15 protein-coding genes are annotated in these 14,416 nt (G+C 62.8%); 6 read left to right on the plus strand and 9 right to left on the minus strand.

Annotated elements, in window-relative coordinates; translation table 11 throughout:
- Nucleotides 1–82 precede the first annotated feature (82 nt).
- The 4 genes from UW3_RS0105175 to UW3_RS0105190 form a co-directional block, all read right to left on the minus strand.
- Entirely contained in the window at nt 83–709 is a 627-nt protein-coding gene (locus tag UW3_RS0105175; RefSeq protein ID WP_010221228.1) for a TetR/AcrR family transcriptional regulator, read from the minus strand.
- 1 nt (nt 710) lies between these two features.
- Nucleotides 711–2,297 (minus strand): glutamate--cysteine ligase, encoded by a 1,587-nt coding sequence (gene gshA / locus UW3_RS0105180; RefSeq protein WP_010221229.1) that lies wholly within the window; start codon nt 2,295–2,297, stop codon nt 711–713.
- Nucleotides 2,298–2,450: 153 nt separating this feature from the next.
- Nucleotides 2,451–2,834 (minus strand): PaaI family thioesterase, encoded by a 384-nt coding sequence (locus tag UW3_RS27830; protein WP_010221230.1) that lies wholly within the window; start codon nt 2,832–2,834, stop codon nt 2,451–2,453.
- Nucleotides 2,834–5,152, minus strand: coding sequence for a Tex family protein (locus UW3_RS0105190; RefSeq protein ID WP_010221231.1), 2,319 nt, complete (start codon nt 5,150–5,152; stop codon nt 2,834–2,836). Before UW3_RS0105190 ends, UW3_RS27830 begins: the two co-directional genes overlap by 1 nt.
- 241 nt (nt 5,153–5,393) lie before the next feature.
- Between UW3_RS0105190 and ompR the strand changes: the two genes are divergently transcribed.
- Both ompR and UW3_RS0105200 read left to right on the plus strand, forming a co-directional pair.
- The gene (gene ompR / locus UW3_RS0105195) at nt 5,394–6,134 is read left to right on the plus strand and encodes an osmolarity response regulator transcription factor OmpR (protein WP_010221232.1); all 741 of its coding nucleotides are present in this window, start codon (nt 5,394–5,396) and stop codon (nt 6,132–6,134) included.
- Between the two features lie 127 nt (nt 6,135–6,261).
- Nucleotides 6,262–7,575, plus strand: coding sequence for an ATP-binding protein (locus UW3_RS0105200; protein ID WP_010221233.1), 1,314 nt, complete (start codon nt 6,262–6,264; stop codon nt 7,573–7,575).
- Nucleotides 7,576–7,578: 3 nt separating this feature from the next.
- Here the strand turns inward: UW3_RS0105200 and rimK are convergent, their stop codons facing one another.
- Together rimK and rimB are read right to left on the minus strand one after the other, a co-directional pair.
- Nucleotides 7,579–8,484, minus strand: coding sequence for a 30S ribosomal protein S6--L-glutamate ligase (gene rimK, locus UW3_RS0105205; RefSeq protein ID WP_010221234.1), 906 nt, complete (start codon nt 8,482–8,484; stop codon nt 7,579–7,581).
- On the minus strand, nt 8,481–8,963 hold the full coding sequence (gene rimB / locus UW3_RS0105210; RefSeq protein ID WP_010221235.1) for a retropepsin-like aspartic endopeptidase RimB: 483 nt from the start codon (nt 8,961–8,963) through the stop codon (nt 8,481–8,483). The genes rimK and rimB overlap by 4 nt, the downstream gene beginning before the upstream one ends.
- A 143-nt stretch (nt 8,964–9,106) precedes the next feature.
- Between rimB and UW3_RS0105215 the strand changes: the two genes are divergently transcribed.
- Nucleotides 9,107–9,508, plus strand: coding sequence for an RNA-binding S4 domain-containing protein (locus UW3_RS0105215; RefSeq protein WP_010221236.1), 402 nt, complete (start codon nt 9,107–9,109; stop codon nt 9,506–9,508).
- Here the strand turns inward: UW3_RS0105215 and UW3_RS0105220 are convergent.
- Complete coding sequence (locus UW3_RS0105220) at nt 9,505–10,308, minus strand: phosphatase PAP2 family protein (protein ID WP_010221237.1); 804 nt, start codon at nt 10,306–10,308, stop codon at nt 9,505–9,507. The genes UW3_RS0105215 and UW3_RS0105220 overlap by 4 nt on opposite strands.
- Before the next feature lie 105 nt (nt 10,309–10,413).
- Between UW3_RS0105220 and hslO the strand changes: the two genes are divergently transcribed.
- From hslO to UW3_RS0105235, 3 genes are all read left to right on the plus strand, one after another.
- Nucleotides 10,414–11,316 carry an Hsp33 family molecular chaperone HslO gene (gene hslO / locus UW3_RS0105225; protein WP_010221238.1) on the plus strand — a complete coding sequence of 301 codons (903 nt, stop codon included), beginning with the start codon at nt 10,414–10,416 and terminating at the stop codon, nt 11,314–11,316.
- A 179-nt stretch (nt 11,317–11,495) separates the two neighbouring features.
- Nucleotides 11,496–13,037: a phosphoenolpyruvate carboxykinase gene (locus UW3_RS0105230; protein WP_010221239.1), complete on the plus strand. Its 1,542-nt coding sequence runs from the start codon at nt 11,496–11,498 to the stop codon at nt 13,035–13,037.
- Nucleotides 13,038–13,228: 191 nt separating this feature from the next.
- The gene (locus UW3_RS0105235) at nt 13,229–13,657 is read left to right on the plus strand and encodes an acyl-CoA thioesterase (RefSeq protein WP_010221240.1); all 429 of its coding nucleotides are present in this window, start codon (nt 13,229–13,231) and stop codon (nt 13,655–13,657) included.
- A gap of 6 nt (nt 13,658–13,663) precedes the next feature.
- On the opposite strand, the gene UW3_RS0105240 is transcribed toward UW3_RS0105235, so the two are convergent.
- Entirely contained in the window at nt 13,664–14,320 is a 657-nt protein-coding gene (locus UW3_RS0105240) for a response regulator (RefSeq protein ID WP_026001197.1), read from the minus strand.
- The coding region (locus UW3_RS29270; protein ID WP_237716726.1) for a hypothetical protein at nt 14,230–14,416 on the minus strand (187 nt) is incomplete at its 5' end. The genes UW3_RS29270 and UW3_RS0105240, both read right to left, overlap by 91 nt.

The raw sequence follows: 14,416 nt of genomic DNA on the forward strand, positions 1-14,416 counted from the left end.
CCTTGCATCGCTGGCAAGCCAGCTCCCACAAGGTTCGGTGTATACAGTCCCTGTGGGCGCTGGCTTGCCAGCGATGAGGCCGTCAGCGTTTAGGCAGGAAAGGCGGCAGATACAAGCCCAGGTATGCATCAAACACCCGCATCCCTTCCTCGGCCATGCGCGGCGTGATCTGCCCGTGCAACTGCACCGAACGGGCATACACCCGATCACCCAGCTCCATGGCCAAAGCAAACACATCCACATCATCCGGCAACACCGGCAACTGGAAATGCTCGGCGAACAAGGTGTGCATCAGGTCGCCCAACTCGATGTCGTGCTGGCGGTCAGCCTGGGTCACTTCGCTCAAGCCATGCTGGGCCAGAATCAGCTGCCGCGCCGCAGCATCTTCGTTGTAGATCACCAGCATGCGCTGTTCGACCAGGCGCGAGAGGTCGTGCCAGGTGTTCAACGCCGCCGCATCAATCGGCGCTTCAAGGCAGGCGCGAAAGGCGCTGTGCACGTCGGCGGTGAGTGCTTCAAGCAGGGCCGGAACACTGGCGAAGAAGTGATACACCGATGACGGCGGAATCTGCGCACGCTCGGCCACGCTGTAGATCGACAGGCTGGCCACCCCTTCGCTGGCCAGCAGCGTGCGCGCCGCCTCGAGGATCGAATCGATCCTCGCCTGGCTGCGGGCGCGGGGTTTGCGCGGGGTAGCGGTGCGGGTCATGTCAGTTGCTGATCGCCAGGATGCTCGCCTGGTAAGCGCTGACGAACAGGTCGAAGTCGGCCTTGTCTTCTTCGCGTTCAAGCCTGGCCTGGGCCTCAAGGGATTCGCGAGCCGCCGTTTCAAACCCTTGTTGCTGTTCAGCCGCCAGGGCCTGGGCGCGGAAGAACTCGGCATGGGCCTGGCTTTGCCGCAAGGCGAAGCGGCTGAAGCTTTCCTTGTGCTCGGTCATGCTCGCCAGCACCTGCGCCGATGGCGTCAGGGAAGGGTCGCTGACCTTGGCTTTCTGCGCGTGCAGGGCCTTGGCGTGTTCGTCGCTGCCGTGGCTGCGGTCGAGCAGTTCGGCCAGGGGCGCAATGCGTTCGAGCAGTTCAGCGGCCCACTGCTTGAGCTCGACCGGCTGACCATCACGCTGCAACTCCAGGCCCGGACGGCGACCTTCCTTGACCACGCTAAGGAAGTTGCTGGTGCAGTTGCCGCATTCCAGGTTGCCCAGCAGCGGGCTTTCTTCCAGGGCGCAGAACAGCAGGAAGGCGTCGAGGAAACGCGCTTCGGGCAAGTCGATACCGGTTGGCAGGAACGGGTTGATGTCCAGGCAGCGCACTTCGACGTACTGGATGCCGCGAGCCATCAGCGCCTGGATCGGCCGCTCGCCGCTGTAGGTGACGCGCTTGGGGCGGATGTTGGAGTAGTACTCGTTTTCGATCTGCAGGATGTTGGTGTTCAACTGAACCCATTCGCCATCCTTGTGCGTACCGATCTCGACATAGGGCGCGTACGGCGTGGCCACCGCCTTGCGCAGGCTGTCGGTGTAGCTGGCGAGGTTGTTGTAGCACGGCGTCAGGCCGGCCTGGGCGTTGCTCTGGTAACCCAGGTCGCTCATGCGCAGGCTGGTGGCGTAGGGCAGGTACAGGGTGTCGGCGTCGAACTGTTCGAGCTGGTGTGGGCGACCGCGCAAAAAGCCGGCGTCCAGGGCCGGCGAGGCGCCGAACAGGTACATCAGCAGCCAGCTGTAGCGGCGGAAGTTACGGATCAGGGCGATGTAGGCCGCCGACTGATAGTCGCGATCATCTTCCGTGCTGTGTTCGGCTGCGCGCAGCAGCGGCCAGAGTTTTTCTGGCAGCGAGAAATTGTAGTGAATCCCGGCGATGCACTGCATGGTGCGGCCGTAGCGCAGGGCCAGGCCCTTGCGGTAGACGTACTTGAGCTGACCGATGTTGGAGGTGCCATACCAGGCGATCGGAATGTCTTCCTCGGCTGGCAGCGGGCAGGGCATCGACGGGCTCCAGAGGAACTCGTTGCCAAGCTTGGTGTAGGCGAAGCGGTGGATGTTTTCCAGGCTTTCGAGGGTCTGCGCCGGGTCGGCCAGGGCTGGGGTGATGAACTCCAGCAGCGACTCCGAATAGTCCGTGGTGATCTGCTCGTGGGTCAGCGCCGCGCCGAGGGCTTCGGGGTGCGGAGTCTGGGCCAGACGACCTTCCTCGGTCACACGCAGGCATTCACGCTCGATGCCGTGCAGGCACTGCTTGAGCAGGGAGAGGTTGTCGCCTTGGCCGAGCAGGCTCAGGCGGCGGTTGAGAAGTTCGCTCAAGATGGATTCCTTCACGCGTCAGTCGCCCCAATATGGGGGTGGAGATGACGGTCTACAAGGGTGGACAGAGGAACTGGCGTTGTCGCCTGGTTGTGGCCGGCTTTCGGCAGCGCCTGCGCTCTGCCGAAAGTACCGCAGTTTGGCCATTTGCGGCTAGAGGACGACGAATGTCCCCTGCGCTTTTGCCACCAGTTTGTCGCCCTGAAGTACATCGGCGTCGACCACCAGCGTGCGCCGCCCGGCATGCAGCACCCGGGCAACGCACAGCACTTCACCTTCGCTGACCGCGCGCAGGTAGTTGATCTTGCATTCCAGGGTCACGCTCTGCTGGTCGAAACCATGGGAACTGGAGCAGGCCAGGCCCATGGTGGTGTCCACCAGGCTGAAGATCGCCCCGCCATGCAGCTTGCCGCCCCGGTTGCGCAGGTGCGGCTCCAGGGCCATGGCCACCTCGGCAACCCCTGCTTCCAGGTGTTGCAGGCGGCAGCCGAGCAGTTGGCTGAAGGCGCTGAAGACGACTTCGTCGGGAACCGTCATCACTTCTTCTTCAACTGCTTGGCGTTGGCGAACAGCGCGGCCATGGCGTTGTTGGCCGGGGCCGGGGTTTCCTTGGCGCGGGCTGGAGCGCTTGGCTGGCGTGGGGCCGAGCCCGGGCGGCTGCCACGGGCGCCATCGATCTTCTCGCCCGGGGTGTCGCTCATGCGCATCGACAGGCCGACGCGTTTGCGCGGAATGTCGATTTCCATGACCTTGACCTTGACCACGTCGCCGGCCTTGACCGCTTCACGCGGGTCTTTGATGAACTTCTCCGACAGCGCCGAGATGTGCACCAGGCCGTCCTGGTGCACGCCGATATCGACGAACGCACCGAAGTTGGTGACGTTGGTCACCACGCCTTCGAGGATCATCCCCAGTTGCAGGTCCTTGAGGTCTTCGACGCCTTCCTGGAACTCGGCGGTCTTGAACTCCGGACGCGGGTCGCGACCGGGCTTGTCCAGTTCCTGGAGAATGTCGGTGACGGTCGGCAAGCCAAAGGTTTCGTCGGTGAATTTCTTCGGGTCCAGGCGCTTGAGGAAACCGCTGTCGCCGATCAGCGAGCGGATGTCGCGGTCGGTTTCAGCGGCAATGCGCTGCACCAGCGGGTAGGCTTCCGGGTGCACTGCGGAGGCGTCCAGCGGGTTGTCGCCGTTCATCACGCGCAGGAAACCGGCGGCCTGCTCGAAGGTTTTCTCGCCCAGGCGGCTGACTTTCTTCAGCGCGGCGCGGGTCTTGAAGGCGCCGTTGGCATCGCGGTGGGCAACGATGTTCTGCGCCAGGGTGCTGTTGAGGCCGGAGATGCGCGCGAGCAGGGCCACCGAGGCGGTGTTGACGTCGACGCCAACGGCGTTCACGCAGTCCTCGACCACCGCATCCAGGCCACGGGCCAGTTTCAACTGGGAAACGTCATGCTGGTACTGGCCGACACCGATGGATTTCGGGTCGATCTTCACCAGTTCCGCCAGCGGGTCCTGCAGGCGCCGGGCGATGGATACGGCGCCGCGGATCGATACGTCGAGGTCCGGGAACTCCTTGGCCGCCAGCTCCGAGGCCGAGTACACCGAAGCGCCGGCTTCGGAGACCATGATCTTGGTCATCTTCAATGCCGGGTATTTTTTGATCAGCTCGGCGGCGAGCTTGTCGGTTTCGCGGCTGGCGGTGCCGTTACCGATGGCGATCAGCTCCACCGAGTGCTTGGCGCACAGCGCGGCGAGCACGGCGATGGTCTGGTCCCACTGGTTTTTCGGCACGTGCGGGTAGACGGTGGCGGTGTCCAGCAGCTTGCCGGTGGCATCGACCACGGCGACCTTGCAACCGGTACGCAGACCCGGGTCCAGGCCCAGGGTGGCACGCGGGCCGGCCGGGGCGGCCAGCAGCAGGTCGTGCAGGTTGTGGGCGAAGACGTTGATCGCCTCGCCTTCGGCGTTGTCGCGCAGCTCGCCGAACAGGTCGGTTTCCAGGTGGCTATAGAGCTTGACCTTCCAGGTCCAGCGCACCACTTCAGCCAGCCATTTGTCGGCAGGACGGTTCTGGTTCTGCAGGCCGAAACGTTCGGCGATCATCATTTCGCACGGGTGCAGGGTGCCCGGCAGCTCTTCGCCGACTTTCAGCGAAGCGGCCAGCACGCCTTCGTTGCGGCCACGGAAAATCGCCAGGGCGCGGTGCGACGGCACACTCTTGAGCAGCTCGTCGTGTTCAAAGTAATCGCGAAACTTCGCCCCTTCCTCTTCCTTGCCTGCCACCAGGCGGGCACTGAGCACCGCCTCTTGCTTGAGGAAGCTGCGCAGCTTGTCGAGCAGGCTGGCGTCTTCGGCGAAGCGCTCCATGAGGATGTACTTGGCGCCTTCGAGGGCCGCTTTCACGTCCGCCACGCCTTTTTCGGCATCAACGAAACGTGCGGCTTCGGCTTCAGGGCTCAGTTGCGGGTCGTTCAGCAAACCGTCGGCCAGCTCGCCGAGGCCGGCTTCCAGGGCAATCTGGCCCTTGGTGCGGCGTTTTTGCTTGTACGGCAGGTACAGGTCTTCGAGGCGGGTCTTGGTGTCGGCCAGTTTGATTTCACGGGCCAGTTCCGGGGTCAGCTTGCCTTGCTCTTCGATGCTGGCAAGGATGCTGACACGCCGTTCGTCCAGCTCGCGCAGGTAGCGCAGGCGCTCTTCCAGGTGGCGCAGCTGGGTGTCATCCAGGCTACCGGTGACTTCTTTCCGGTAACGGGCGATAAAAGGTACGGTCGAACCTTCATCAAGTAGAGCCACGGCCGCTTCGACCTGTTGTGGGCGGACACCGAGTTCCTCGGCGATGCGGCTGTTGATGCTGTCCATAAAACCACCTGACAAATTGTGAATACAAAGGCCGCGGGCGGGCGCTGTAGAGCGCTTGTGGTCAATGCGGCGCTGGCTGAAAGCGGCGCATTATACCCAGCGCGTCCGGCTTGCGGTGATAGCAGCGGGCCAGTTGTCGGCCGGGCAACACTGGCACCCGGGGAAAAATCTGCTAACAATGCACACGGCACGGCCACTGATGGCTAAGCCATAATGCGTGCCGAGATTAGAGGAGCTATCCATGAGCAGCACTGCACAAAACGCCGAAGGCGAAAAAATTCTCATCGTCGACGACGACCCGGGCCTGAGCAGCCTGCTGGAACGATTCTTCACCAGCAAGGGTTATCGTGCTCGTGCAGTACCCAATACCGAACAGATGGATCGCTTGCTGGCCCGCGAAGTCTTCAACCTGGTGGTGCTCGACCTGATGCTGCCTGGCGAGGACGGCCTGACCGCCTGCCGGCGCCTGCGCGCCGCGAACAACCAGATCCCGATCATCATGCTCACCGCCAAGGGCGATGAGCTGAGCCGCATCAAGGGCCTGGAGCTGGGCGCTGACGACTACCTGTCCAAGCCTTTCAACCCCGACGAACTGATGGCCCGGGTCAAGGCCGTGCTGCGCCGCCAGGCGCCGGCAGTACCGGGCGCGCCGGGCAGCGAGGACGAAACCGTCACTTTCGGCGACTACGAGCTGTCGCTGGCCACCCGTGAACTCAAGCGCGGCGAAGAAGTGCACATGCTCACCACCGGGGAGTTCGCCGTGCTCAAGGCGCTGGTCATGCATGCGCGCGAGCCGCTGACCCGCGACAAACTGATGAACCTGGCCCGTGGCCGCGAGTGGGACGCGCTTGAGCGTTCCATCGACGTGCAGATCTCGCGCTTGCGCCGGATGATCGAACCCGACCCGTCCAAGCCACGCTATATCCAGACTGTCTGGGGTGTAGGCTATGTGTTCGTGCCGGATGGCAATGCCAGCAAGTGATGTTCCGTTTGTAGAAGTAGCTCACCGCAAGCAGGGCGAACCTTCGGGTTGCCCTGTTTTTGCCTGTGCACTACTTCGCAAAGCCTGCGAGCCCCGCTCGCGCTCGCAAAGTGTGTAGCCGTTGTCGATGAAAACGCCCCTGTGGTTCCCGCAAAGCTTCTTCGCCCGCACGCTCTGGCTGGTGCTGATCGTCGTGCTGTTCTCCAAGGCTCTGACCCTGGTGTACCTGCTGATGAACGAGGACGTACTGGTCGACCGGCAATACAGTCACGGTGTTGCCCTGACCCTGCGTGCCTACTGGGCCGCCGATGAGTCCGACCGTGACAAGATCGCCGAGGCGGCAGGGCTGATTCGCGTGGTGGGCTCCGGCGTTCCCGAGGGTGAACAGCACTGGCCGTACAGCGAGATCTACCAGCGCCAGATGCAGGCCGAGCTGGGCGCCGATACCGAAGTTCGCCTGCGCGTGCATGCACCACCGGCCTTGTGGGTGCGGGCGCCGAGCCTGGGTGATGGGTGGCTGAAGGTGCCGCTGTATCCGCATCCGCTGCGCGGGCAGAAGATCTGGAGCGTGCTCGGCTGGTTCCTGGCCATCGGCCTGTTATCCACCGCTTCGGCGTGGATCTTCGTGCGCCAACTCAATCAGCCGCTCAAGCGCCTGGTGTTCGCCGCCCGGCAACTGGGCCAGGGGCGCAGTGTGCGCCTGCCGATCAGTGACACGCCCAGCGAGATGACCGAGGTCTACCGCGCCTTCAACCAGATGGCCGAGGATGTCGAGCAGGCCGGGCGCGAGCGCGAGCTGATGCTGGCCGGGGTGTCCCATGACCTGCGCACGCCACTGACGCGCTTGCGCCTGTCGCTGTCGCTGCTGGCCAACGAAAGCGACCTGACCGACGACATGGTCCGCGATATCGAAGACATGGACGCGATCCTCGACCAGTTTCTGGCGTTCATCCGCGATGGTCGCGATGAGCCCGTCGAAGAGGTCGACTTCAGTGAGCTGGTGCGCGAGGTGGTGGCGCCGTTCAACCAGCCGCAGGAGCAGGTGCGCCTGTGCCTGGAGCCGATACCGCCATTCCCGCTGCGGCGGGTGTCGCTCAAGCGCCTGCTCAACAACCTGATTGGCAACGCCCTCTATCACGCCGGCAAGGGTGTCGAAGTGGCGGCCTATGTCTCGGGCGAGGGTGGTGCGCCCTATGTGGTCCTGAGCGTGCTTGATCGTGGTGCCGGGATCGACCCGGGCGAACTGGAGGGCATTTTCAACCCGTTCATTCGCGGCGACCGTGCCCGTAGCGGCAAGGGCACCGGGCTGGGCCTGGCGATCGTCAAGCGGATCGCCGCCCAGCACGGTGGCAATGTGCAGTTGCGCAACCGTTCAGGCGGCGGCCTGGAGGCGCGGGTGAGGCTGCCGCTAGGCCTGATGCTGCCGCGCGACGCGGTCTAGGCGCTAGCCTTTGCCCTTGGTGCGGGTCAGGTTCGGCCCGCCGTTCTTCTCCAGATGCTCGATGATCATCCCGGCGACGTTCTTGCCGGTGGTGACTTCGATGCCTTCCAGGCCCGGCGAGGAGTTCACCTCCATCACCAGCGGGCCGTGATTGGAGCGCAGGATATCCACCCCGGCCACGCTCAAGCCCATGACCTTGGCCGCGCGGATGGCGGTCATGCGCTCTTCCGGAGTGATCTTGATCAGGCTGGCGCTGCCGCCGCGGTGCAGGTTGGAGCGAAACTCACCGGGCTTGGCCTGGCGCTTCATCGAGGCGATGACCTTGTCGCCGACCACGAAACAGCGAATGTCCGCGCCGCCGGCTTCCTTGATGTATTCCTGGACCATGATGTTCTGCTTCAGGCCCATGAACGCTTCGATCACCGACTCGGCTGCCTTGGTGGTTTCGCACAACACCACGCCGATGCCCTGGGTGCCTTCGAGTACCTTGATCACCAGCGGCGCGCCATTGACCATCTGGATCAGGTCGGGGATATCGTCCGGCGAGTGGGCAAAGCCGGTGACCGGCAGGCCGATCCCCCGACGCGACAGCAGTTGCAACGAGCGCAGCTTGTCCCGCGAGCGGGCAATGGCCACCGATTCGTTGAGCGGGAACACCCCCATCATTTCGAACTGGCGCAGTACCGCGCAGCCGTAGAAGGTTACAGAAGCGCCGATCCGTGGGATCACCGCGTCGAAGTTCTCCAGCGGCTTGCCACGGTAGTGGATCTGCGGCTTGTGGCTGGCAATGTTCATGTAGGCGCGCAGGGTGTCGATCACAACCACCTCATGGCCTCGTTCGGTACCGGCTTCGACCAGGCGACGAGTGGAATACAGACGCGGGTTTCGCGACAGCACGGCGATCTTCATGCAACACCTGTGGAGGGAGTGATAGTGGCCGGGAATGCCGGCTTGTCCTGAACGTACTTGAGCCCTGGGTTGACCACCAACTGGCCATGGATCAGGGCTTTGGAACCGAGCAACAGGCGATAGCGCATGGCCTTGCGGCAGGCCAGGGTGAACTCCACCTCCCACACCCGGTCACCCAGCGCCAACGGCGTGCGGATGACGTAGCGGGTCTGGGCCTGGCCGTTGGAGCTCTTGATGGTCTTCATCGTCACCAGTGGCGCCTCGCAGCGCCGGTGCCGCAGTTGTACCACCGAACCCAGGTGGGCATTGAAACGCACCCACTGCTCGCCATTGCGCTCGAAGGGCTCGACTTCAGTGGCATGCAGGCTCGAGGTGCTGGCGCCGGTGTCGATCTTGGCCCGCAAGCCGGCCAGGCCGAGGTCCGGCAGGGCCACCCACTCGCGCAGGCCGATCACGGTCAAATGGTCAAATGTCTTCAAAATGCTCAACCAGCGTAGAAAGTCGTCAGGCTCCAGAATGGGCGTGAGCGACAGGTCGGTGAACTGTAAGCACGCCGCGTGTTTTTTGCATCCGCCAGATACGGTAGTACAGTTCTCTTTACGAAAATAAGTGGGGAAATGTGATGGCACAAAAGCCGGAAGAGGACGACAAGGTCCGCTTGGACAAATGGCTATGGGCGGCGCGCTTCTACAAGACCCGGGCGCTGGCCAAGGCGGCCATTGAAAGCGGCAAGGTGCATTGCCGGGGCGAGCGCTGCAAGCCGGGCAAGGAACCGCGGGTGGGCGATGAGTTCGTGCTGCGCACTGGCTTCGACGAGCGCACGGTAGTGGTCAAGGCGTTGTCGGTGGTGCGCCGCGGCGCGCCTGAGGCCCAGGCGCTGTACGAGGAAACCGCGCAGAGCATTGCCCGCCGTGAACAGGCTGCGGCTATGCGCAAGGCCGGCGCCCTGGGTGTCAGTACCGATGGCCGGCCCACCAAGAAACAGCGGCGCCAGCTGCATCAGTTACATGACAGCGCCGGTTAAGCGCGCGAGTCGATCACGTTCAGGCGCCCGAGCAGCGGCAACCGCGCCAGCAGGTCGAACAACGGTGCGGTCAGGCGCATCAAGGCTGCGCTGGCCTTGGCGGCAAACGGGGTGTAGCAGCTCCAGCCCAGGGCCAGCACCGCCATCAGCACGCCACCGATGTAATCGTCCTGGCCCCAGTGCGCACCGGCCACCAGGCGTGGCAGCATGAACAACAGCGCCAGGGCCCAGATCAGCAGCTGCTGCAGCAGCTTGCGGCTGAACAGGCTCATGAACATCGCCCAGATCAGCAGCACCGAGGCATGGTCCCCGGGGAAGCTCTGGCTGGAGCGGTCCTTGAGCTCCCAGCGGGCTTCCAGGTGCGGGTAGAAATCGCTGAGGTGGATGGCATCGCTGAACACCATCGACGGGCTGTTGTGCTGCCAGCCCATGGCGTTCATCCATTTCGAGAACACGGCGCGAATCACCAGCAGCAGCACCAGGGTGGCGAAGAAGCCGAAGAAGGCCTGGCGCACCTGGCTGGCCTTGAACACCCAGTCGCCGCGGATCAGCAGGCTGAGCAGGATCAGGCCGACGACGATATCGAACGGACGCAGGCTGCCGACGGTCCAGATGTAACGCCAGGTGTTATTGTCGGCCAGTGGTCGATTGAGCAGGTGAAACAGCCATTCGTCGAAAGTCAGGCAGATGATCTGGCCAAACGGCCACAACCAGAAACACAGTAGCGCAACGGGCAAAACCGTGCAGAGAATCAAGGGACCCCAAGCCCACCTTGCTTGGAACAGTGAAGAATTGTCCATAAACTACCTCTTTGCTGCGAACCACGAGTGCACCATTCTGGTGCTCTAGACCGGGCTTTATAGGCCCTTGAAATTATTTTGTCATCATTCAGAAAGCCAGAGCCCATGTCCGATTTGCCAGATACCGACTACACACAACGCTTCATCTTCGACGACCGCGATGTACGCGGTGAGATGGTCGGGCTGGAGCGCAGCTACGCCGAAGTGCTGGCCAAGCATCCTTACCCGCAGCCTGTCGCGCAGCTGCTCGGCGAGCTGATGGCGGCAGCCGCGCTGCTGGTCGGTACGCTGAAGTTCGACGGTCTGCTGATTCTTCAGGCACAGTCGAGCGGGCCGGTGCCCCTGCTGGCCATTGAATGCACCAGCGACCACGAAATTCGCGGCCTGGCACGCTATGCGGCCGAGCAGATCAAGGATGATGCAAGCCTTGCCGACCTGATGCCTGGCGGGCATCTGGTCCTGACCATCATTCCGGTCAACGGTCAGCGCTACCAGGGCACGGTGGAGCTGGACGGCAAGGACCTGTCGGAGTGTTTCACCAACTATTTCGTCATGTCCCAGCAGATCAACACCTGCATCTCGCTGGCCGCCGACGGCATTCGAGCCCGTGGTCTGCTGGTGCAGCAGCTGCCTGCCGACCGCCAGAAGGACATCGAGGAGCGCGAGGACAGCTGGAACCATGTGAAAGCGCTGGCCAATACGGTGAAAGCCGAGGAGCTGCTGGGGCTGGACAACGAAACCGTGCTGCATCGCCTGTATCACGAGGATGCCGTGCGCCTGTTCGATATCCAGCCGCTGCATTTCCGCTGCAGCTGCTCGCGTGAGCGCTCCGGTAATGCGTTGGTCAGCCTTGGCAAACATGACGCGCTGGAGCTGATTAACGAGCATGGCGGCAAGATCGAAGTCGATTGCCAGTTCTGTAATCAGTGCTATCAATTCGATGCGGCCGATATCGAGCAATTGTTCGCCGGTGGCGGTGTAGACACACCGTCAGATACTCGGCACTAAAACGTTTCAGTACAGGTAATTCTCCTGTCTAACGCCGGAAACACGCCGTTCTGACAGGAGGGCCCTACTTTTTTTGGGCGTTTCTGGCATAATCCGGCCACTTTTTTCGCTGTAGTAGTTTGGAAAGATCTACTACAAAACGTTTGGAGCACTCGGCCGCAGGCCGGATGGGGAATCTCATGACGCAAGCCAACAACACCGTGTACACCGACCTGAGCGTCGATGAGCTGGTAAAAGAAGCGCTGAACCGCGGTGAAGGCGAGCTGGCCGATACCGGCGCGCTGGTCGTGAAAACCGGTCACCGTACCGGTCGTTCGCCGGTTGACCGTTTCATCGTCGAAGAGCCGTCCACTCAGGATGCCATCGCCTGGGGCCCGATCAACCGCAAGTTCCCGGCCGACAAGTTCGATGCCCTGTGGGACCGTGTCGAGGCGTTCAACAACGCCCAGGATCACTTCGTATCCTACGTTCACGTAGGTGCGGCCGCCGAGCACTACCTGCCGGTCAAGATGACCACCCAGACCGCCTGGCAGAACCTGTTCGGCCGTTGCCTGTTCATCAACCCGCAGCAGTACAACCCGGCTGGCCGTGATCAGTGGCAAGTGCTCAACGTTGCCAACTTCGAGTGCGTGCCTGAGCGTGACGGCACCAACTCCGATGGCTGCGTGATCCTCAACTTCGCCCAGAAGAAAGTGCTGATCGCCGGTATGCGTTACGCCGGTGAAATGAAAAAAGCCATGTTCTCGGTGCAGAACTTCCTGCTGCCGGCTGCCGACGTGCTGCCAATGCACTGCGCCGCCAACATCGGCGAAGCAGGCGACGTGACCCTGTTCTTCGGCCTGTCGGGCACCGGCAAGACCACCCTGTCGGCTGACGAAAGCCGCTACCTGATCGGCGACGACGAGCACGGTTGGGGCGAAGGCGTGGTCTTCAACATCGAAGGCGGCTGCTACGCCAAGTGCATCGACTTGTCCGAGAAGAACGAGCCGGTCATCTGGAAAGCCATCAAGCACGGCGCAGTACTGGAAAACGTCGTCATCGACGATGCCAAGCACGCCGACTACACCGATGTCAGCCTGACCCAGAACAGCCGCGCCGCCTACCCGCTGGAGCACGTTGCCAAGCGTTCGGAAAAGAACCTCGGCGGCGAGCCTAATGCGGTCATCTTCCTGACCTGCGACCTGACCGGCGTGCTGCCGCCAGTGTCGATCCTCAACGAAGAACAAGCGGCCTACCACTTCCTGTCCGGCTACACCGCACTGGTGGGTTCGACCGAAATGGGTTCGGGCAGCGGCATCAAGTCGACCTTCTCCACCTGCTTCGGCGCGCCGTTCTTCCCGCGTCCGGCTGGCGAGTACGCAGAACTGCTGATCAAGCGCATCCGCGGCTTCGGCTCCAAGGTCTACCTGGTCAACACCGGCTGGACCGGCGGTGGCTACGGCGTTGGCAAGCGCTTCAACATTCCGACCACCCGCGCGGTGATCGCAGCGATCCAGAGCGGCGCCCTGGTCGGCACCGCAACCGAACACCTGGACATCATCAACCTCGACGTGCCACTGGCCGTACCGGGCGTTGAAACCAACCTGCTCAACCCACGCAACACCTGGGCTGACAAGGCTGCTTACGATGAAGCTGCAAAAGCGTTGGCTGGCCTGTTCATCGAAAACTTCAAGAAGTTCGAAGTTTCCGACGCCATCAAGGCCGCTGGCCCACAGCTGTAAGCTGAAGCCTGCGTAAACAAAAAGCCGCCCTCAGGGGCGGTTTTTTGTTTTCCGGCCTAACGAAACCCTTGTGGGAGCGGGCTTGCCCTGCGATAGGCCGCGTTGTCTTACCCGAACGACGATCAATTGGTGCTTGATCGCGGGGCAAGCCCGCTCCTACAGTTACGGGCCATCCAATACTCAGGTCCACCATGTCCGAGCTCCCTCAACGCCACGCCTACCCCCACCTGCACCCGATCCTCAGCCGCTGGCAAGACAGCGACCTTAACGGCCATATAGCCGGTGCCACGGTTTACGCCTACTTCGACACAGCGATCCAGGCGTACCTGCTGCAACAGGCCGGGCTGGACCTGCAGGACGGCGAGGTCGCCGGTTTCGTGGTCAGTTCGGCGGCGGACTTCTTTGCCTTGCCGGCCTTTCCCGACACCCTTGAGGTCGGCTTGCGTGTGGCGCGTCTGGCGGGCAGTTCAGTGGAGTATCAGTTGGCACTGTTTCGGGTCGAGGACGGGCAGCCCTGCGCGGTCGGCAAGGTGGTGCAGGTGTTCGTCGAGCGCAGCTCGGGCCGGCCGGCACAGTTGCCGGCCACGCTGCAGGCCGCGCTGGAGCGTTTGCAAGGCTGAGGCCGCTCAGTCATTGAGGCGGATAATTCCTTCGCGCACGGCGAACAGCACCAGACCCGGCACGTCGTGAATCTGCAGGCGGTGCATGATCTGCGAGCGATGCGCCTCGATGGTCTTCACGCTCAGGCCCAGGCCGTCGGCGATCGAGCGGGTCGATTCACCGCGGGCAATCAGCCGCAGGATCTCCAGCTGGCGTGCGGTGAGCTGCATCGTGGTGCTGCCGCTGGGGCGCTTGCGGCTGTGTTTCACCGCCTGGCCAATGACCATCGGCAACACTGCTGATGACAGGTACTGGCCACCATTTTTCAGCGCCTGCAGGGCCTGCTCCAGCTCCAGCACCGTGGCGCTCTTGAGCAGAAAGCCATGGGCACCCAATTGCAGGCAACGCATGACGAAGTCCAGCTCCGAGCGCGACGAGAGCATCAACACATGGCTGGAGGGCACGCGCAGGAACAGCTCGCGCAGAATCTGTTCGCTGTCCAGGGTATCGGCGGTCATGTCCAGCAGGATGATGTCGGGCTTGAGTTTCTCGGCCAGTGCGACAGCAGTCATGCCATCGCCTGCATCACCGACTACGGCGTATTGTTTTTTTTGTTCGAGCAGCGCTCGCAGGCCCGCTCGAAAGAGCGGCGAGTCATCGGCAAGTAGTATTCGGCAAAGCATGGGTTCGAGCCTGTTTCGCAAAAGAAGAGGGGCGGCAGGTTTGCTCGGTCCGGATGAGCGCTGCCGCGCTGTGGCGCGATCAGTGTCGGGGGGCTG

Origin of the sequence: Pseudomonas donghuensis (genome assembly GCF_000259195.1) — a bacterium.
Classification (GTDB): domain Bacteria; phylum Pseudomonadota; class Gammaproteobacteria; order Pseudomonadales; family Pseudomonadaceae; genus Aquipseudomonas; species Aquipseudomonas donghuensis.